Origin of the sequence: Stenotrophomonas pictorum JCM 9942, assembly GCF_001431585.1 — a bacterium.
Taxonomy (GTDB): domain Bacteria; phylum Pseudomonadota; class Gammaproteobacteria; order Xanthomonadales; family Xanthomonadaceae; genus Stenotrophomonas; species Stenotrophomonas pictorum.
Genome location: NZ_LLXS01000021.1, coordinates 12,368 through 30,726, shown reverse-complemented (window position 1 = coordinate 30,726; position 18,359 = coordinate 12,368). Strand labels below are relative to the sequence as shown.

16 protein-coding genes, 1 pseudogene and 1 riboswitch are annotated in these 18,359 nt (G+C 66.1%); of the genes and pseudogenes, 10 read left to right on the top strand and 7 right to left on the bottom strand.

Features of this window, described 5'->3' with window-relative positions:
• Positions 1-21 precede the first annotated feature (21 nt).
• The 5 genes from murC to lpxC all read left to right on the top strand — a co-directional run bounded on the left by murC (position 22) and on the right by lpxC (position 6,137).
• Positions 22-1,458, top strand: a complete 1,437-nt coding sequence (gene murC / locus ARC78_RS08415) for a UDP-N-acetylmuramate--L-alanine ligase (protein WP_054657665.1) — start codon at positions 22-24, stop codon at positions 1,456-1,458.
• A 91-nt stretch (positions 1,459-1,549) separates the two neighbouring features.
• Positions 1,550-2,278: a cell division protein FtsQ/DivIB gene (locus ARC78_RS08410; protein ID WP_054657663.1), complete on the top strand. Its 729-nt coding sequence runs from the start codon at positions 1,550-1,552 to the stop codon at positions 2,276-2,278.
• The gene (gene ftsA, locus ARC78_RS08405; protein WP_054657661.1) at positions 2,275-3,510 is read left to right on the top strand and encodes a cell division protein FtsA; all 1,236 of its coding nucleotides are present in this window, start codon (positions 2,275-2,277) and stop codon (positions 3,508-3,510) included. Before ARC78_RS08410 ends, ftsA begins: the two co-directional genes overlap by 4 nt.
• A 207-nt stretch (positions 3,511-3,717) precedes the next feature.
• Positions 3,718-4,947, top strand: a complete 1,230-nt coding sequence (ftsZ, locus tag ARC78_RS08400; protein WP_054657673.1) for a cell division protein FtsZ — start codon at positions 3,718-3,720, stop codon at positions 4,945-4,947.
• Between the two features lie 278 nt (positions 4,948-5,225).
• Positions 5,226-6,137 (top strand): UDP-3-O-acyl-N-acetylglucosamine deacetylase, encoded by a 912-nt coding sequence (gene lpxC / locus ARC78_RS08395; protein ID WP_054657659.1) that lies wholly within the window; start codon positions 5,226-5,228, stop codon positions 6,135-6,137.
• A gap of 226 nt (positions 6,138-6,363) precedes the next feature.
• On the opposite strand, the gene ARC78_RS08390 is transcribed toward lpxC, so the two are convergent.
• Complete coding sequence (locus tag ARC78_RS08390) at positions 6,364-6,798, bottom strand: DciA family protein (protein ID WP_057506083.1); 435 nt, start codon at positions 6,796-6,798, stop codon at positions 6,364-6,366.
• Between the two features lie 12 nt (positions 6,799-6,810).
• On the opposite strand from ARC78_RS08390, the gene ARC78_RS08385 reads away from it, so the two are divergent.
• The 3 genes from ARC78_RS08385 (at position 6,811) to ARC78_RS08375 (ending at position 11,724) form a co-directional block, all read left to right on the top strand.
• Positions 6,811-7,761: a M23 family metallopeptidase gene (locus tag ARC78_RS08385; protein ID WP_054657657.1), complete on the top strand. Its 951-nt coding sequence runs from the start codon at positions 6,811-6,813 to the stop codon at positions 7,759-7,761.
• A gap of 155 nt (positions 7,762-7,916) precedes the next feature.
• Positions 7,917-10,652, top strand: a complete 2,736-nt coding sequence (gene secA / locus ARC78_RS08380; protein WP_054657655.1) for a preprotein translocase subunit SecA — start codon at positions 7,917-7,919, stop codon at positions 10,650-10,652.
• A gap of 118 nt (positions 10,653-10,770) precedes the next feature.
• On the top strand, positions 10,771-11,724 hold the full coding sequence (locus tag ARC78_RS08375; RefSeq protein ID WP_054657653.1) for a Nudix family hydrolase: 954 nt from the start codon (positions 10,771-10,773) through the stop codon (positions 11,722-11,724).
• Here the strand turns inward: ARC78_RS08375 and ARC78_RS08370 are convergent.
• The 3 genes and pseudogenes from ARC78_RS08370 to ARC78_RS08360 all read right to left on the bottom strand — a co-directional run bounded on the left by ARC78_RS08370 (position 11,714) and on the right by ARC78_RS08360 (position 14,128).
• Positions 11,714-12,325: a DUF4124 domain-containing protein gene (locus tag ARC78_RS08370; protein ID WP_057506082.1), complete on the bottom strand. Its 612-nt coding sequence runs from the start codon at positions 12,323-12,325 to the stop codon at positions 11,714-11,716. The two genes, ARC78_RS08375 and ARC78_RS08370, sit on opposite strands and share 11 nt — an antisense overlap.
• Before the next feature lie 64 nt (positions 12,326-12,389).
• Positions 12,390-13,232 (bottom strand): annotated as a pseudogene (metF, locus tag ARC78_RS08365) (methylenetetrahydrofolate reductase [NAD(P)H]); the annotation flags it as partial.
• 131 nt (positions 13,233-13,363) lie between these two features.
• Positions 13,364-14,128 (bottom strand): COG4705 family protein, encoded by a 765-nt coding sequence (locus tag ARC78_RS08360; protein ID WP_241772705.1) that lies wholly within the window; start codon positions 14,126-14,128, stop codon positions 13,364-13,366.
• Between the two features lie 602 nt (positions 14,129-14,730).
• Between ARC78_RS08360 and ARC78_RS08355 the strand changes: the two genes are divergently transcribed.
• Positions 14,731-15,285: a DUF3228 family protein gene (locus tag ARC78_RS08355; protein ID WP_054659655.1), complete on the top strand. Its 555-nt coding sequence runs from the start codon at positions 14,731-14,733 to the stop codon at positions 15,283-15,285.
• Positions 15,282-15,689: a ribosomal maturation YjgA family protein gene (locus ARC78_RS08350; protein WP_054659657.1), complete on the top strand. Its 408-nt coding sequence runs from the start codon at positions 15,282-15,284 to the stop codon at positions 15,687-15,689. Before ARC78_RS08355 ends, ARC78_RS08350 begins: the two co-directional genes overlap by 4 nt.
• Before the next feature lie 59 nt (positions 15,690-15,748).
• On the opposite strand, the gene ARC78_RS08345 is transcribed toward ARC78_RS08350, so the two are convergent.
• The 3 genes from ARC78_RS08345 to ahcY form a co-directional block, all read right to left on the bottom strand.
• Positions 15,749-16,102 (bottom strand): TfoX/Sxy family protein, encoded by a 354-nt coding sequence (locus ARC78_RS08345; protein ID WP_054659659.1) that lies wholly within the window; start codon positions 16,100-16,102, stop codon positions 15,749-15,751.
• 44 nt (positions 16,103-16,146) lie between these two features.
• On the bottom strand, positions 16,147-16,506 hold the full coding sequence (locus ARC78_RS16605) for a hypothetical protein (RefSeq protein ID WP_145974301.1): 360 nt from the start codon (positions 16,504-16,506) through the stop codon (positions 16,147-16,149).
• A gap of 206 nt (positions 16,507-16,712) precedes the next feature.
• On the bottom strand, positions 16,713-18,161 hold the full coding sequence (gene ahcY / locus ARC78_RS08340) for an adenosylhomocysteinase (protein ID WP_057506081.1): 1,449 nt from the start codon (positions 18,159-18,161) through the stop codon (positions 16,713-16,715).
• Positions 18,162-18,193: 32 nt separating this feature from the next.
• Positions 18,194-18,288: riboswitch (S-adenosyl-L-homocysteine riboswitch) on the bottom strand.
• Positions 18,289-18,359: the final 71 nt, after the last annotated feature.

Sequence of the window (18,359 nt, the reverse complement as noted above, 5' to 3'; positions counted from 1 at the left end):
CCGCCACACCGGAGGCCGGGCATGATCCGCCGCCTTCACGACACCACCGATCTGGTGCGCGCGTTCCCGCGCGTGCATTTTGTCGGCATCGGCGGCACCGGCATGAGCGGCATCGCCGAAGTGATGCTGACGCTGGGCTACGAGGTCTCCGGTTCGGACAATGCCGACAACGCCGCCACGCGCCGTCTGGCCCGGCTGGGCGCGCGCGTGATGCGGGGCCATTCGGCGGCCAACGTGCTCGGCACCGACTGCATTGTCGTGTCCAGCGCCATCCGTGAAGACAACCCGGAACTGATGGAAGCGCGCAGCCAGCGCATTCCGATCATGCCGCGTGCGGCGATGCTGGCCGAGCTGATGCGCTTCCGTCGTGGCATCGCCGTGGCCGGTACCCATGGCAAGACCACCACCACCTCGCTGACCGCCGCGGTGCTGAGCGAAGGCGGAATGGATCCGACCTTCGTCATCGGCGGTCAATTGCTGGCCGCCGGCGCCAACGCCAGGCTCGGCAGTGGCCAATGGCTGGTGGCCGAAGCCGATGAGAGCGATGGCAGCTTCCTGCGCCTGAATCCGCTGGTGGCGGTGATTACCAACATCGACGCCGACCATCTTGAAAACTACGGCAACGACTTCGCCCGCGTGCAGGCCGCCTTTGCCGAGTTCCTGCAGCGCCTGCCGTTCTATGGCCTGGCGGTGTTGTGCATCGATGATCCGGAAGTCGCCGCGCTGGCGGCGAAGACGCCGCGTCACGTGATGAGCTACGGCCTGAGCAGCAATGCCGATGTGCGCGCCGAAGACGTGGTGCAGGATGGCCCGCGCATGCGCTTCACCCTGCGCCTGCCCGAAGGCAGCAGCGTGCCAGTGACATTGGCGCTGCCCGGCAGGCACAACGTGCTCAATGCGCTGGCCGCCGCGGCGGTGGCTTGGCAGCTGGGGGTCGCGCCGGAGACGATTGCCATCGCACTGGAGAAATTTGAAGGTGTGGGCCGCCGTTTCAACGATCTGGGCGAAGTCACCACCCACAAGGGCGCCAAGGTCCGCGTGATCGATGACTACGGTCACCATCCGCGTGAGCTGGAAGCGGTGTTCGCCGCCGCGCGCGGGGGGTGGCCGACCCAGCGTCTGGTGGTCGCCTTCCAGCCGCATCGTTACAGCCGTACCCGCGACCAGTTCGACGCGTTTGCGGCAGTGCTGTCCGAAGTCGATGCGCTGGTACTCAGCGAGGTCTATGCCGCCGGCGAGGCGCCGATTCCCGGTGCCGACTCCCGATCGCTGGCCCGCGCGATCCGCGCGCGCGGTCGCAGCGAGCCGGTGGTGGTCGGCAGTGCGGCCGATCTGGTTTCGGTGCTGCCCGATGTGCTGCAGGACGGCGACCTGCTGTTGATGATGGGCGCCGGTGATATCGGCCATATCGCCCAGCAGATCATCACCGACGGCTTCAAGGAGACGGCGGACAAATGATCCTCATCGTGCTCCCGTCTGCTGATGCCCGCGCGGTTGCCTTTTCGGCAGCGGCGTCAGCGCGTGCGTGGGCTGCGGTGGAGGTGGCACGATGAACGCGCTGCTGCGGATGCTCGCCTGGCTGCTGGCCCTCTCCCTGGTGGTGCTGCCGGTAGTGGCGGTGCTCAACGGCTGGGTGGGAACCGAGCGCTGGCCGCTGGCCAAGCTGCGCGTGCACGGCGAATTCAAGCGGGTGCCGGCCGAGGATCTGCAACAAGCCTTGTTGCCGTATGCGCGCTCTGGCTACTTCGCGGTGAAACTGCAGGATGCGCAGCGCGCGATCGAAGCGCTGCCGTGGGTGGAGAGTGCCCAGGTGCGCAAGCAGTGGCCGGATGTGCTGGAAGTGCACATCGTCGAGCACAAGCCCTTCGCGCGCTGGGGCAACGACCGGCTGCTGTCCGAGCAGGGGCGTCTGTTCGCCGTGCCCCACGGGCTGGAAAGCGCGCTGCTTCCGGAGCTGGAAGGCCCGGAAGCGATGACCGGCGAAGTGGTCGAGCTCTACAACGAATCACGCGCCCTGTTCGCGCCAGCCGGCGTGGACGTGCAAAAAGTGGTGCTGGATGCGCGCGGCAGCTGGTTGCTGGCGCTGGACAACGGCACCGAAGTGGTCATCGGCCGCACCGATGCGCGGTCGCGCCTTGCCCGCTTCGTGCGGGTGCTGCCGCAGCTCACCCGCACCCAGGTGCCGATCGTGCGCGCCGATCTCCGCTACACCAACGGTTTCACGCTGAGCTGGGGAACCCCACCGCCGGCAACAAAGCAGACGCAGGACAGGACATGAATCGCAAGGGTGACAAATCACTGATCGTCGGTCTCGATATCGGCACCTCCAAGGTGGTGGCGCTGGTGGGCGAGTACTCGCCAGGCAGCCCGATCGAGGTGATCGGCATCGGCTCGCATGAATCGCGCGGGCTCAAGCGCGGCGTGGTGGTGGATATCGAATCCACCGTGCAGTCGATCCAGCGGGCGATCGAGGAAGCCGAACTGATGGCCGGCTGCGAGATCCGTTCGGTCTACGCCTCCATCTCCGGCAACCATGTGCAATGTCGCAACTCGCAGGGCATCACCCCGATCCGCGAGGGTGAAGTCAGCTGGGGCGATCTGGACCGGGTACTGGAAGCGGCCAAGGCCGTGGCGATTCCGGCCGACCAGAAAATCCTGCATGCGATCCCGCGCGAATACGTGCTGGATGACTCGCAGGAAGGCATCCGCAACCCGGTCGGCATGACCGGCGTGCGTCTGGAAGTACATGCCCACCTGGTGGTGTGCGCGCAGTCGGCCGCCGCCAACATCAGCAAGTGCGTGCAGCGTTGCGGCCTGCAGGTGGACGACCTGGTGCTGTCTTCGCTGGCCTCGAGTGTGGCGGTGCTGACCGCCGACGAGCGCGAGCTGGGCGTGGTGATGGTCGATATCGGCGCCGGGACCACCGACATCGCGGTGTTTGTACAGGGGGCGATCTGCCACACCGCCTCGTTGCCGATCGCCGGTGATCACGTCACCAACGATATCGCGCACATGTTGCGCACGCCGACGCCCGAAGCCGAGCAGATCAAGGTCCGTTACGCCTGCGCGCTGGCGCAGATGGCAACGGCCGAAGAAAGCATCCAGGTGCCCAGCGTGGGCGATCGCCCGCCGCGTCGCATGCCGCGCCATTCGCTGGCGCAAGCGGTGCAGGGGCGTTACGAGGAGATTTTCGAAATGGTACAGGCCGAACTGCGCCGCTCCGGTTTCGAGGAAATGGTGCGCGCCGGCATGGTGCTCAGCGGCGGCGCGTCGAAGATGGAAGGTGTGGTCGAGCTGGCCGAGGAAATGCTGCAGATGCCGGTACGCGTGGGTATTCCCCAGCACGTCACCGGGCTGGGCGAAGTGGTCGGCAACCCGGTGCATGCCACCGGCGTGGGCCTGCTGCTGATGGGCAGCCAGATCGAACACCCGCGGCGGCCGTCATTGCCGGCCGGTCGCGCCGGCAGTCTGTTCAAGAAGTTGAAGACCTGGTTCCGCGGGGAGTTCTGACCGCCGGACCGGGACAGCAAGTGCAGTGCGACAAACAGCAGGGCAAGACGAAGTGCAGTAACGCGGTCATTGAAGTAGGCAACAACCGCCGGTGAGGGATATCCCGAACCGGTACACCAACTAAAACTCGCCGGTGCGGGTGGGCACGGAAGGAGAACGGATCTCCCGAATGCCCAGACCAATCACGGCAATAGAGAGGACATGGACATGGCGCATTTCGAACTGATTGAAAAGATGGCACCCAACGCGGTGATCAAGGTGGTGGGCGTGGGCGGCGGCGGCGGCAACGCCGTGGCGCACATGGTCAACACCAATGTGGATGGCGTGGAGTTCATCACCGCCAACACCGATTCGCAGGCCATCAAGAATTGTGGTGCCAAGCTGCAGCTGCAGCTGGGGACCAACGTGACCAAGGGCCTGGGCGCAGGCGCCAACCCGGAAGTCGGCCGCCAGGCGGCACTGGAAGACCGCGAGCGCATCATGGATGCCCTGCAGGGCGCGGACATGGTGTTCATCACCGCTGGCATGGGCGGTGGCACCGGCACCGGTGCGGCACCGGTGGTGGCGCAGCTGGCCAAGGAAATGGGCATCCTGACCGTGGCCGTTGTCACCAAGCCGTTTCCGTTCGAAGGTCGCCGCCGCATGCAGGTCGCGCTGAAGGGCATCGAGGAGCTGAGCCAGCATGTCGATTCGCTGATCACCATCCCGAACGAGAAGCTGATCACCGTGCTCGGCCGCAACGCCACCATGGTGCAGGCGTTCCGCGCCGCCAACGACGTGCTGCAGGGCGCGGTGCAGGGCATCGCCGACCTGATCGTGCGTCCGGGTCTGATCAACGTCGACTTCGCCGACGTGCGTACCGTGATGTCGGAAATGGGTCTGGCAATGATGGGCACCGGCACCGCCCGCGGCGATGACCGCGCCCAGGCTGCCGCCGAAGCCGCCATCCAGAATCCGCTGCTGGATGATGTGAACCTGGCCGGCGCCAATGGCGTTCTGGTCAACATCAGCGCCGGCACCGACATCACCATGAGCGAGTTCGACGAGATCGGCCGCACCGTGCACGCCTTCGCCTCGGAAGACGCCACCGTGGTCATCGGCACTGTGATCGATCCGGATCTGGGCGACGAGATCAAGGTGACCGTGGTCGCCACCGGTCTGAACCGCGCCGTGTCCAAGAACGCCCAGCGTCCGGGCGAGCGGGGTCCGATCAAGCTGGTGCGCAACGCCACCACCGGCCAGGCCGAGTTCGACGACTACGAAAGCCCGGCCGACGCCGTGGCCAAGGCCGTGGGCAATACCATGGGCATGGGCCTGCGTCGTCCGAGCTCGGACACCGTGGGGGCTTCGGCGCCGACGGCCTCGTCCACCGTTGCCGCCGAACTGCCCAGCGATTACCTCGACATCCCGGCGTTCCTGCGCCGTCAGGCGGACTGAGCGGCCTCGTTGCCGGAGGCCAGTGCCAACGCGTCCCGGGCGCACCGGTCGCGGGGGCTCCGGGCGGACGGTAATCGATGCAGCAAGTGACCCTGGAGCTGTCCACTCCAGGGGGAATGCCATGTCCTTTGTCGCCGGGCCAGGATCGGCCCGGCGGCATTTTCCGCACCGGACTGTTGCACAGCCCCGCCCTGGATGTGGGCCGGGTCGGCTGTTAACGCGTGTTATTCTTGTTTGCTCAGAGCCGCGTCTGCGCGGCAGCTTCGAACTGCACATCCATGATCCAGCAACGCACCCTCAAGAACACGATCCGCGCCACCGGTGTCGGCCTGCACAGCGGTGACAAGGTCTACATGACCCTGCGCCCTGCGCCGGTGAACCATGGCATCGTGTTCCGGCGGGTGGATCTGGAACCGGTGGTGGAAGTGCCGGCGCGTGCGGATCTGGTCACCGAGGTGACCCTGTGCACCGGGCTGACCTGCGAAGGCGCCAAGATCCAGACCGTTGAACACCTGATGTCGGCCCTGGCCGGGCTGGGGGTGGACAACTGCATTGTCGAGCTGTCCTCGGCCGAGCTGCCGATCATGGATGGTTCGTCCGGCCCGTTCGTGTTCCTGCTGCAGTCCGCGGGCGTAGTGGAGCAGGACGCACCCAAGCGCTTCCTGCGCATCCTCAAGACGGTGGAAGTACGCGATGGCGACAAGGTCGCCCGTTTCGAGCCCTATGAAGGCTACAAGCTGGGCTTCACCATCCAGTTCGACCATCCGATGATCCCGGCCAAGCAGTCGCGCGTGGAGATCGACTTTTCGACCACGGCCTACATCAAGGAAATCGCGCGCGCACGGACGTTCGGCTTCATGCGCGATCTGGAATACATGCGCGAGCGCAATCTGGGCCTGGGCGGCTCGATGGACAACGCCATCGTGCTGGACGAGTTCCGCGTGCTCAATGACGACGGCCTGCGTTACACCGACGAATTCGTGCGCCACAAGATCCTCGACGCGATCGGTGACCTGTATCTGGCCGGTGGCCAGGTGCTGGCGGCCTATGAAGGCTACAAATCCGGCCACGCGCTCAACAACAAGCTGGTGCGTGCGCTGCTGGCCGATGAAAGCGCATGGGAATGGGCGAGCTATGACTCCCCGGCAGCCACCGATCCGGTGGTCTATGGAACCCCGGCGTACGCCTGAGCGGAACCGAAGTTTGACCGTAAGAGGGGCTGGCGCCTTGCGCCGGCAACTGTCGGCTGCGTCATGAAAATGTGAATCCGCAGTGGGTCCCAGCCTTAATTTAACCTTAAATTAACAAAACGCTAACTCCTGCGACCTCGTACGCGGCTAGGATTCCTGCCGGCCTCCTGTGGTGACCGTCGCCGGTCGCTTCAGGACAGCTGGGGCGGGGACGCCCCGTTTGCGCTCAGGAGCGGGTGGATTTCACATCCTGAAGGGCATCCAAGGCATCACGCAGACCTTTGTGCGTGGCTGCCGAAACTGCGGTACTGCGCTGATTTTCACGCACTGGGGAGTGCGGCGGTGCGGTTGCAGTCTTGACGGTCACCCGCGTGGCCTTCAGCCCGATGGATCGGGCCGCGTCGAGCAACTGGTCTTCGGCAAGCCGCACCTTGGCATGCCAGACCGGGGAATCGACGAGAAAAACGAGGTGTTCGCCGTCCACATTGGCCAGCCGGCAACGGTTTGCCAGCGCAGGCGGCAAATGGGGGCGCAATTGCCGGTCCATCGCATCGAGCCAGAGAGCCCGGCGCAACGGATTTCCTGCTTTGTCCGCCATCACCGTCTCCAGTGCCAGTTTGGGCACGGAGCGGGATCGAACACTGGATTTCGGCTCAGACATAAGAAATTTTCAATGGCATTTAAAAAGATCGTAATCAAAACGCGTGAACAAAAGGCCAAGACGCCGTTTGCCCGCGTTCAGATGTTTTTCGAGGATCGTCCGCAGGCCCTGCTGGGCAGTGTGCTTGGCATCGGTTGCCTGATGGGCGTGGCGTTGAGCCTGGCCATCGGCATGGTGGGCGATTCGGCCCTGCAAGCCAAGGTGGATCGGCAGGAACAGGAACTGGCCAAGGTCCGCGCCGACGCCCAGACCCAGGTCAACGCGCTGGCAGCGCGACTGGGCGAACTGCAGGCCCAGGCCACGCGGCTCAATGCGCTGGGCGAACGCCTGACCCAGATGGGCAAGCTGGAAGACGGCGAGTTCGATTTCAATGAAACCCCGGGTATGGGTGACGGCGAGCCCGGTCCGACCCAGGACATTCCGGTCAGTGCGGTCAACACCGACTTACAGATGCTGGAGCAGCGCTTCGCTGCTTCAGGCAAGCAGCTCTCGGTGCTGGAGTCGCTGCTGTTCGACCACCAGTTGGAGCAGAACGCCGTGCCTTCGCGCATGCCGATCAGCAACACCTACATCACCTCCAACTTCGGCACCCGCGCCGATCCGTTCGGTCGCGGCCGGGCGACGCACAAGGGGATGGATTTCCACGCCCGTGTCGGTGATCCGGTGATGTCCGTGGCCGATGGTGTGGTCAGCTTCGCCGGCGTGAAGGGCGGCTACGGCAACGTGGTCGACGTCGATCACGGCAATGGCTATGTGACGCGTTATGCGCACAATTCGCGCCTGACCGTGCGCGAAGGCAATCTGGTGCGCGCCGGGCAGGAAGTGGCCAAGGCCGGTTCCAGCGGCCGTTCGACCGGTGCGCACGTGCATTTCGAGGTCTGGGAGCGCGGTAATGCGGTCAATCCGCGCAAGTTTCTCGGTGAAGGCGGCAACACCCCGGTGGGGCGTCGCAGCCGCGGTTGACCGGCTTGGGGCGGACGCTTGAATCGCCAAGCCCCCGCCCCAAGCTACAATAGGCGTTGCCATCGACAGGGCGCATTGCGCCCTGTTCTGTTTGTGACCGGCAGTCCCAGGGGGCGGTACGGTCGTACGGCATTTCATTCAAACCGGTTCCTTCAATGATCAACAGCCTGCTTACCCGCGTTTTTGGCAGCCGTAACGAGCGCCAGCTTCGCCAGCTCAACCGTATCGTCGCCAAGATCAATGCCTTGGAGCCGGAGATCCAGAAGCTCTCCGATGACGCGCTGAAGGCCAAGACGGCCGAATTCCGTGAACGCATCGCCGGCGGCGAAGCCCTGGACAAGGTGCTGCCGGAAGCCTTCGCGGTCTGCCGTGAAGCCTCCACCCGCGTGCTGGGCATGCGCCATTACGACGTGCAGCTGATTGGCGGCATGGTCCTGCACCTGGGCAAGATCGCCGAAATGCGCACCGGTGAGGGCAAGACCCTGGTGGCTACGCTGCCGGTCTACCTCAACGCGCTGGAAGGCAAGGGCGTCCACGTGGTCACGGTGAACGACTACCTGGCCCGCCGCGACGCCGCGCAGATGGGCAAGCTGTACAACTGGCTGGGCCTGAGTGTGGGCGTGGTCTATCCGGGCATGCCGCACAGCGACAAGCGCGAGGCTTATGCCGCCGACATCACCTACGGCACCAACAACGAGTTCGGTTTCGATTACCTGCGCGACAACATGGCGCTGACCAGGGGGGATCGCTACCAGCGTGGCCTGCATTACGCCATCGTCGACGAGGTCGACTCGATCCTGATCGACGAGGCGCGTACCCCGCTGATCATCTCCGGCCCGGCCGACGATTCCCCGGAGCTGTACATCCGCGTCAACCGCGTGGTGCCGGGCCTGATCAAGCAGGAAGCCGAGGACGGCGAGGGCGACTACTGGGTCGATGAGAAGGGCAAGCAGGTGCACCTGTCCGAAGCGGGCATGGAGCACGCCGAGGAACTGCTGCGCGAAGCCGGCATCATCGGTGCCGACAACGAAGGCGGCCTGTATGCCGCGCAGAACCTGACCGTCGTCCACCACCTCAACGCCGCGCTGCGCGCCCACGCCATCTACCAGCGCGATGTGGACTACATCGTGCGCGATGGCGAAGTGGTGATCGTCGACGAATTCACCGGCCGTACCCTGGCCGGCCGCCGCTGGTCCGACGGCCTGCACCAGGCGGTGGAAGCGAAGGAAGGCGTGCCGGTCCAGCGGGAAAACCAGACGCTGGCCAGCATCACCTTCCAGAACCTGTTCCGCATGTACAAGAAGCTGTCCGGCATGACCGGTACGGCCGATACGGAAGCCTTCGAATTCCAGAGCATCTACGGCCTGGAAGTGGTGGTGATCCCGACCAACAAGCCGACCGTGCGCAAGGACCACCCCGACCAGGTGTTCCTCAACCGCACCGGCAAGTTCAACGCGGTGCTGGCCGACATCGAGGAATGCGCCAAGCGCGGCCAGCCGGTGCTGGTGGGTACCACCTCGATCGAAACCTCGGAGATGCTGTCCGAGCACCTGCGCAAGGCCGGTGTGCAGCACGAGGTGCTCAATGCCAAGCAGCATGACCGCGAAGCGACCATCGTCGCCAACGCCGGCCGTCCGGGCTCGGTGACCATCGCCACCAACATGGCCGGTCGCGGTACCGACATCGTGCTCGGCGGTTCGCTGGAAACCGAGCTGCACGAGCTGGGCGACGAGATCAGCGACGAGCAGAAGGCCGCCGTGAAAGCCGCCTGGCAGGCGCGTCACGAAGCGGTCAAGGCGGCCGGCGGCCTGCACATTGTCGGCACCGAACGCCACGAATCGCGTCGTATCGACAACCAGCTGCGTGGCCGTTCCGGCCGTCAGGGTGATCCGGGTTCGTCCCGCTTCTACCTGTCGCTGGAAGACAACCTGATGCGCATCTTCGCCTCGGACTGGGTGCAGAAGGCGATGCGCATGATGGGTATGAAGGAAGACGACGTCATCGAAGACCGCATGGTCAGCCGTCAGATCGAGAAGGCGCAGCGCAAGGTCGAGGCGCACAACTTCGACATCCGCAAGAACCTGCTGGACTTCGACGACGTCAACAACGACCAGCGCAAGGTGATCTACGCCCAGCGCGACGAGCTGCTGGACGCCGAGTCGGTCAAGGACAACATCGACGGCATCCGTGGCGATGTGATCTATGACCTGGTGACCCGCTTCGTGCCGCCGAACTCGGTGGACGAGCAATGGGATCTGGCCGGTCTGCAGGCGACGATGGAATCGGAGCTGGGCGTGCAGATGGACGTGGTCGGCCTGGTCAAGGCGCACGAGGAACTCGATGCCGAGGCGATCGCGCAGAAGGTGATCGACTTCATGGACGAGCACTTCGCGCAGAAGGAAGCGGCCGTGGGCAGCGAAACCATGCGCGCGCTGGAAAAGCACGTGATGCTGACCGTGCTCGACCAGAGCTGGAAGGAGCATCTGGCGCGTATGGATTACCTGCGCCAGGGCATCTACCTGCGTGGTTACGCGCAGAAGCAGCCCAAGCAGGAGTACAAGAAGGAAGCCTTCGAGCTGTTCTCGCAGATGCTCGAAGACGTCAAGCGCGAAGTGATCACCATGCTCTCGCGCGTGCGCGTGCGCAGCGAGGAGGAAGTGGCCGCGATGGAGGCGCTGGAACGCCAGCAGGCCGAAGCGCGTCTGCAGATGTCGCAGTTCCAGCACCAGGACAGCGGTGGCTACAGCGCCGATGAGGAAGCCGCGCAGGTGGAGGCCGGCCCGCAGGGCGTGGCCCAGATCACCCGCGAGGAGCCCAAGGTTGGCCGCAATGATCCGTGCCCGTGCGGCAGTGGCAAGAAGTTCAAACACTGCCACGGCCAGCTGAGCTGATCGATCAAAGCCCCGCCCCGTGCGGGGCTTTTTTCTGGCCCGGTCTCCGCCCCGGCACGCGGGTGCGGCCGGCACCGGAATGTTGCGCCGAAGGGCGGGTTTTCGGCATTCTCAGCCCATGACTTCCCCCTTGCGCTCGATCCACGTCGTGGCCGCCGTCATCACCGACGCGCGCGGCCGTATCCTGCTCAATCGCCGCAGCGGCGACAGTGACATGGCCGGGTTGTGGGAGTTCCCCGGTGGCAAGCGCGAGCCCGGCGAGACCTCCGAACAGGCGCTGGCGCGCGAGCTGCACGAGGAGCTCGGCATCGAGGCCGAGATCGGCGAGTGGGTGATGGACGTGCCGCAGCTGTATCCGGACAAGCGCCTGCGTCTGGAGGTGCGCAGGGTGCGGCACTGGAAAGGTGTGGCGCGTGGCCGCGAAGGCCAGGCCATCACCTGGGTGACCCCGGACAAACTCTCCCGGTATTCGATGCCGCCGGCCGATCTGCCGGTGGTGGCGGCGCTGCGCCAGCCCGACTGCTACCTGGTCACGCCCGAGCCCGCGGACGATGCCGAGGCCTGGCTCGGCGGGCTGGAAGACGCACTGGACAGCGGCATCCGCCGCGTGCAGCTGCGCACCCCGGCCTGCGCGCAGCGCACCGCGCTAGCCCGGCAGGCGGTGGCGCGTTTCGGCCGTGATGCCGATTTCCTGCTCAACCGCGATATCGAACTGGCGCGTGCGCTGGAGATCGGCGTGCATCTGGGCGCCGAGCAATTGCTGCAGCTGGATACCCGGCCGCTGCCGCCGCATCTGCTGGTCGGTGCCTCCTGCCACGACCTGCCGCAGCTGCGCGCCGCCCAGGCGCTGGGCTGCGATTTTGCCGTGCTCGGTCCGGTGCAGGTCACCGCCAGCCATCCGCAGGCGGCCGGTATCGGCTGGGAGCAGTTCGAATACCTGCGTGAGCAGGTGTCGCTGCCGATCTACGCCATTGGTGGGCTGACCGCGGAGGATATCGGTCGCGCCCGGCGCGCCGGCGCGCAGGGCATCGCTGCGATCCGCGGGCTGTGGCCGCGTCCGGTTACAGGGTGATCCAGAAACAGTTGTACTGGCGGCGCAGGTTGAACACGGTGCGCGAAGGCGTGGCGCTGTTGGCCAGGGTCTGCTCCAGCCGCAGTCCGATCGGGCGACGCGGCGGCGCGGGCGGGGGACTGACCCCCACTTCCGGGACAGGGGCCTGTTGCGGATCCACCGGGCTGCCATCGGTATAGGTGAACGGTTGCGGCGGTGCCGGCTCGTACGCGGGTTCGGGGGGGAACACCGGCGCGATATCCACCAGTGGCCGCTGCACGATGGCGTCCAGGCGGTCCATCACATGGGTAGCCGCCGCCGAAGAAAGCCCGTTCCACAGATAGATGCCCGACAGCCGGTTCGCATCGCGGGCGTCCACTGCACGTTGGATCTGTGCGACTACCTCGCTGAGCCGGCGCGCGCAGCTGTCGTGGTACAGGCCGCTGCCACCGGTGGCCCGGCCGCCGGGCAGCAGCCGCGCGCGCGCGCCCATCGCCTCGCATGGTTTGTCGCCGTACACCGTCTGGCCCTGCGCATTGGTGCAACGGTTGATCTGCTGCGCGTGAAGATCGAGCGCCCCCAGGGCAATGGCGGACAACAACAGCAGCAGGGCGATTCGCATCGTCCAAGGGTAGTGGCTGGATCAGCGGGCAGGAAGTGACGGAAGTGAGGTGCTTCCGCCCGGTTCAGGCGTGTCCGAGGCGCCTGAGCACCGCCTGCGTCGGCCGGGCCAGGTTGAGTGTGTAGAAGTGCAGCGACGGCACCCCGGCGGCGATCAGGCGCTCGCACAGCGCGGCCACCACATCGGCGCCGAACGTGCGCACCGACTCGGCATCATCGCCAAAGGCCTGCATGCGCTTGCTGATCCAGCGCGGGATCTCCGCGCCGCACTGCTCGGAGAACCGGCGCAGCTGGCTGAAGTTGGAGATCGGCATGATCCCGGGAATGATCGGCACCTCCACGCCCAGCTTGCGCACCGCCTCGACGAAGTGGAAATAGGCGTCGGCGTTGTAGAAGTACTGGGTGATCGCCGCATCGGCGCCGGCATCGATCTTGGTCTTGAAGTGGCGCAGGTCGGCCAGCGCGCAGGACGCCTGCGGGTGGGTTTCCGGATACGCGCCGACCTCGATGCGGAAGGCGTCGCCATGTTCGGCGCGGATGAAGGCGATCAGCTCCGAGGCATAGCGCATATCGCCGGGAAAGCCCATGCCCGAGGGCAGGTCGCCGCGCAGGGCTACGATGCGCTTGACCCCGATGGCCCGGTACAGCTTGAGCAGCTCGCGGATCTCCTCGCGGGTGCCGCCGACGCACGACAGGTGCGGCGCAGCCTGCAGGCCGTGGTGCTGGTTCAGATGGCGCACCGTCTCGGAGGTGTAGCTCAGGGTCGAACCGCCCGCGCCGAAGGTGCACGACACGTACTCCGGCGCGTAGGTCTTGAGCCTGGCCGCGGTGCGGTCCAGCTGGGCACGCTGGTCATCGGTCTTGGGGGGATAGAACTCGAAGCTGATCGCGGTCATGGGGCGCCGGGCATGCTGGAATACGGGCCATTATATCTCTTCATCAAGATGGATGTTCAAGAGTTTCGCCTGTGACCATGCCGTGGCCCGGCCTTGAGGCGGGCCGGCCACCAACAGCCCGCCCTCGCGCTGCCGCCCCGGGTTCAGTGCGGCCGCGCGGCCGCGCGCTGTGGGAATACCGCCACGCATACGCCGATGGCCACCAGCAGCACCACGCTGGCGCCGTAGCGGCTCACGGCCAGTCCGCCGTGATCCAGCGGTTTGTCCAGGAAGTCGCCGACCACCGCGCCCAGCGGCCGGGTCAGCACGAAGGCCGTCCAGAACAGCGTTCCGCGTGAGATCGGGCTCCAGTGCCAGGCGGCGGCCACCAGCAGCAACACACCGCCGAAGACCGCCGCCGCGCCGAGGTAGCCCATTCCGGCGCTGTCGGCCGTCCAGTCGCCCAGCGCCGTGCCCAGCGTCTGCGAGCACATGATGGTCAGCCAATAGAACCCCTCCGCACGTGGGCTGGCCACGGTGCCGATATCGATCGAGCCCAGCGTGCGGTGCCAGGTAAACAGCGTGGCCAGCAGCAAACCCAGCAGCAGCGTGCTGCCGCCGGTATAGCCGATGCCCAGCGAGCGGTCGGCGAAGTCGGCCAGGGTGGTGCCCACGGTGGTGGAGGCGATGACGGTCAGCCAGTACAGCGCCGGCCGGAAGCGGCTGGTGCGGATCTGCGCGGCGACCGCGAGCAGGAATACCGCCATGAAGATCACGGTGCCGACCGCATAGCCCAGCCCCAGCGACATCGATACCGTATCGCCGCCGGTTTCGCCCAGCGTGGTGGCCAGCACCTTGATCACCCAGAAGCCGAAGGTGAGCGCCGGCACCTTGGCCAGTGCCCGGGGGGTGTTATCGCGCAGGTGCATGGCCTTCTCCGTGTCGGACCGGGCAGGGCGTGGCCCTGACGTGGAATCGAGGGGAATGCTGTGCCGGTCCGGGTCTGAAGATTGTCGGTGGCCGACGCTGGGCCGTGATCGGGCGCGCGGCGGGCGGGAGTTCGACAGCGCGGGCGGCAGGCGCGCGGCGGTGGATGAGCAGCGGCTGCCGCTGATCGCCAGGCGCGGGGCACGAGCGCCGATCAGCGTTTCCCGGTCGATGGCGAGCGTTTTGCGCTGGCCGATGCCACAAGTTGTCCCGCAACGATCTGTTTCCGGCCGGTGCCGACCAGTTTCCGGTCGTCATCGAGCGATTTTTGGTCACGCACGAGCGATTTATGTTCGACGTCGACCGTTTTTTGCTCGATTGTCCTGAAAACGTATTCAATCGTGGGGTAACGCTGCGATATGTCCGTCGCAGTTGCCCGCCCCGACAGGGAATACCGGCCAACGCCGTGCCCGTCGCGGTGCCGGCCGGTGGCCGCCCGTCCGGCGCCACCCACGCCGCCGAGGACCCGCGCTGCCGTGGAAGCCGGGCGCGGCGTGGCGCCGATAGCGGAGAATGCGCGCTCAACTTTGTTAAGAGCGGTCTGATGTCGATCTATCTCACCCCCTTCGCCCGCACCCGGCTGTTCCCGCGCACGCCGCGCGCCAACACCATCCAGGACTGCACGCCGGAGCAGTTCGAGCAGCACCTCAACGCCCATGCGCCGTACAAGGTGCTCGACGGCTACGCGCCGTTCTGCAAGCTGCATGTGCACCGCAACTGGACCTCCACCCGCTGCCTGACCGTGCCGATAACCGAGGACAACCGCCATCTGCTGCGCTCGGGCTACGAGGCGCGCACCCGCGAGGAGCTGCCGGTGCTGGTGCGCTGGTTCGAGGGCGTGGAGCCGCCGGTGGCCGAGTACCTGGTGGTGATCCTGTACAGCGCCGAGCAGCTGGCCAGGGAGGGCGCGCCGATCGAGGCCGACTGGGGCGTGGTCGGCTGTCTCTACACCGCCGAGCCCGAGGAAGTGCCGATGGCGCCGATCACGATGATGCGCAACGCACTCGGCGTGGAGGAGGGCGGCTCGGGCGTGGCCATCGACCGTGCCGCCTATGCGCGCGCGGTGGCGTTCTGGGACAACAACGCCAACTGGCGATGAGCCTTTATCTGAAGGCGCGTGCCGGGTGGGGCGTGTTCGCGTTCAGCCCGTGGCACATGCTGCTGGCCATCGCCCTGTTCCTGCTGGAAGTGGTGATCGCCACGCAGCTGTCGCAGGTGACGTGGATACGCGCCTATCTGGGCGATGTGCTGGTGGTGGTGCTGTTGTACGCGGCGATCCGCAGCGTGGTGCGGGTCGATGACCATGCGCTGCTGCTGGGCGTGTTCGGGTTGGCCTGCGCGATGGAAGTGGCCCAGTACTTCGCGCTGGCCGAACGGCTGGGCTATGTGCGCGGCGATGTGATGCACACGCTGATCGGCAACACGTTCTCGTGGGCCGATATCGCCTGCTACGCCATCGGCTGCGCGGTGGTGGCCGGAGGGCTGGCGTTGTTCAAACGGTAGCCACGCGGCGGTGTGACGGCTGGTGGTGGCGGCCATCCACCGTGCGCTGATGGGAGCCGTCAGGGCTTTGCGGAGCGGGGCGTACGCCTGGCGGCGACTTTCCTGGGCTTCGGCAGCGGCATCAGCTCGGCGGTCTGCAGGATCAGCCGGCGCAGCGCCTCGCTGTCATCAAGCAGCTCATCGGCCACCGGATAGTCCTTGGCGCCGGGATACGGTGGGCGTTGCGGCAGCGGCGGTGCCAGTCCGGTGGCGGCAGCGGAGGGTTTGACGAACAGGCTGTTGTCGCAGGCGAAGGCCACCACCTTGCCATCGACATACAGCGCGTACTCGCCAAACATCTTCCTGTGGCTCAGGCGGCTGCCCAGGCCGATCTGCTCGGCGACATAGTCGATGAAGTCGCGGTCGGTACTCATGCCGATAGCTGCCGTGGCGGATGCGCCATCCAGGCGGGGGGATGTCAGGCCCGCCTGTCACCGGCAGTGCGGCGTTTGCGCCATGCGCGCAAGACCAGCAGCGCGACAACGACGCCGACAGCGCCTGCCGCCCCGGGCAAGGCCAGTCCCATGAAACGCCCCAGTTGCCGGCCAACGCTGTAACCGGCTTTGTACGCGTCACTCTGTGCGAACGCCGTGGATGAAAAAGCGACCAAGGCCGCCGCCAGCAGATATCGAGCACGCCTTGCCATCAAAACTCCCCAGTCGGTGACGGAACGGTCTGGCTTCGAGTATCCCCACGCCGTGGCGGGTTGGGAAGTGGCGGGTGCTGCTGTGCGCAGCGCGGTTCGTTTGATGCGGAGCGGCTCGAACTTCTGCGCCATCCCGGGTGACCCGGCGTCTGGGGGCAACGCACGGGCGCAGAGTGAAACGGCGTCCGGCGTCCGGCGTCCGGCGTCCGGCGGTTGACCGGTCCGTTGCGGGGGCGCCTGAGCTGGCGCCGGCAGGGACGCGGTTCGGGTAAACAGGCACAAAAAACGGGCGCCTGACGGCGCCCGTTTCGTGTTTCACGCAGTGACCGGCAGGCCGATCAGTAGCGGTAGTGGTCCGGCTTGTACGGGCCTTCGACCGGCACGCCCAGGTAGTCGGCCTGGTCCCTGGTCAGGGTGGTCAGCTTCACGCCGATCTTTTCCAGGTGCAGGCGCGCCACTTCCTCGTCCAGGTGCTTGGGCAGGATGTAGACCTTGTTTTCGTAGCTGTCCTTGTTGGCCCACAGGTCGATCTGCGCCAGGGTCTGGTTGGCGAAGCTGTTGGACATCACGAAGCTCGGGTGGCCGGTGGCGCAGCCCAGGTTCACCAGACGGCCTTCGGCCAGCAGGAAGATGCTGTTGCCATTGGCGAAGGTGTACTTGTCCACCTGCGGCTTGATGTTGGTGTGCACCAGCCCCGGCAGGGCCTTGAGCGCATCGACCTGGATCTCGTTGTCGAAGTGGCCGATGTTGCAGACGATGGCCTGGTCCTTCATCGCCTGCATGTGCGCGGCGGTGATGATGTCCTTGTTGCCGGTGGTGGTGACGTAGATGTCGGCACGGCCCAGGGTGGATTCGACCGTATTGACTTCGTAGCCTTCCATCGCCGCCTGCAGTGCGCAGATCGGATCGATCTCGGTGACGATGACGCGCGCGCCGTAGTTGCGCAGCGAGGCGGCCGAGCCCTTGCCGACATCACCGTAGCCGCACACCACGGCCACCTTGCCGGCCAGCATCACGTCCATCGCACGCTTCAGGCCATCGGCCAGCGACTCGCGGCAGCCGTACAGGTTGTCGAACTTGCTCTTGGTGACCGAGTCGTTGACGTTGATCGCCGGGATCAGCAGCTTGCCCTGTTCGGCCAGCTGGTACAGGCGGTGCACACCGGTGGTGGTCTCTTCGGAGACGCCCTTCCAGTCGGCGACCACGCGGGTCCAGTAGCCCGGGCGCTCGACGGCCACGCGCTTGAGCAGGTTCTTGATCACCTGTTCCTCGTGGCTGCCCGAGGCCGAGTTGACCCAGCTGTCATCGCCCTGTTCCAGCTCATAGCCCTTGTGGATGAGCAGGGTGACGTCGCCACCGTCGTCCACCACCAGCTGCGGGCCGGTCAGGGTGCCGTCGGGCAGGGTGAAGGTCAGCGCGTCCAGGGTGCAGTCCCAGTACTCTTCCAGGGTTTCGCCCTTCCACGCGAACACCGGGGTGCCGGTGGCGGCAATCGCCGCGGCGGCCTGGTCCTGGGTGGAGAAGATGTTGCACGAGGCCCAGCGCACGTCGGCGCCGATGTCCTTCAGGGTCTCGATCAGCACCGCGGTCTGGATGGTCATGTGCAGCGAGCCGGTCACGCGCACGCCGGCCAGCGGCTTGGTAGTGGCGTGCTTGCGGCGGATGGACATCAGGCCCGGCATCTCGTGCTCGGCGATATCCAGCTCCTTGCGGCCCCAGTCGGCCAGCGCGATATCGGCAATCTTGTAATCGCCTTCCTGTGAGAAGGTCTTGGCAACAGCGTTCATTTAGAGCTCCGGTGTGGTGCGAGCAGGCTCGCGTTCGCCGGGCGCCGTTGTTGCATGGAAGCCGCCCGAGCCTGGCCGTGACGCGAGCCCCGGTGGGGTCGGTACGGTCGCAGCGCCCCTCGGAGCGGGGGTGGCGATTATATCGCGGCGCGGTCGTCGCGCCGGCAGCCCAACCAAAGGCAGGGGAGAACGGCGACA

Excerpts from the sequence above, each read along its gene's own strand:
- murC (WP_054657665.1), top strand. The coding sequence starts at position 22 with ATGATCCGCCGCCTTCACGACACCACCGATCTGGTGCGCGCGTTCCCG.
- ARC78_RS08410 (WP_054657663.1), top strand. The coding sequence starts at position 1,550 with ATGAACGCGCTGCTGCGGATGCTCGCCTGGCTGCTGGCCCTCTCCCTG.
- ftsA (WP_054657661.1), top strand. The coding sequence starts at position 2,275 with ATGAATCGCAAGGGTGACAAATCACTGATCGTCGGTCTCGATATCGGC.
- ftsZ (WP_054657673.1), top strand. The coding sequence starts at position 3,718 with ATGGCGCATTTCGAACTGATTGAAAAGATGGCACCCAACGCGGTGATC.
- lpxC (WP_054657659.1), top strand. The coding sequence starts at position 5,226 with ATGATCCAGCAACGCACCCTCAAGAACACGATCCGCGCCACCGGTGTC.
- ARC78_RS08390 (WP_057506083.1), bottom strand. The coding sequence starts at position 6,798 with ATGTCTGAGCCGAAATCCAGTGTTCGATCCCGCTCCGTGCCCAAACTG.
- ARC78_RS08385 (WP_054657657.1), top strand. The coding sequence starts at position 6,811 with ATGGCATTTAAAAAGATCGTAATCAAAACGCGTGAACAAAAGGCCAAG.
- secA (WP_054657655.1), top strand. The coding sequence starts at position 7,917 with ATGATCAACAGCCTGCTTACCCGCGTTTTTGGCAGCCGTAACGAGCGC.
- ARC78_RS08375 (WP_054657653.1), top strand. The coding sequence starts at position 10,771 with ATGACTTCCCCCTTGCGCTCGATCCACGTCGTGGCCGCCGTCATCACC.
- ARC78_RS08370 (WP_057506082.1), bottom strand. The coding sequence starts at position 12,325 with ATGCGAATCGCCCTGCTGCTGTTGTTGTCCGCCATTGCCCTGGGGGCG.
- ARC78_RS08360 (WP_241772705.1), bottom strand. The coding sequence starts at position 14,128 with ATGCACCTGCGCGATAACACCCCCCGGGCACTGGCCAAGGTGCCGGCG.
- ARC78_RS08355 (WP_054659655.1), top strand. The coding sequence starts at position 14,731 with ATGTCGATCTATCTCACCCCCTTCGCCCGCACCCGGCTGTTCCCGCGC.
- ARC78_RS08350 (WP_054659657.1), top strand. The coding sequence starts at position 15,282 with ATGAGCCTTTATCTGAAGGCGCGTGCCGGGTGGGGCGTGTTCGCGTTC.
- ARC78_RS08345 (WP_054659659.1), bottom strand. The coding sequence starts at position 16,102 with ATGAGTACCGACCGCGACTTCATCGACTATGTCGCCGAGCAGATCGGC.
- ARC78_RS16605 (WP_145974301.1), bottom strand. The coding sequence starts at position 16,506 with ATGGCGCAGAAGTTCGAGCCGCTCCGCATCAAACGAACCGCGCTGCGC.
- ahcY (WP_057506081.1), bottom strand. The coding sequence starts at position 18,161 with ATGAACGCTGTTGCCAAGACCTTCTCACAGGAAGGCGATTACAAGATT.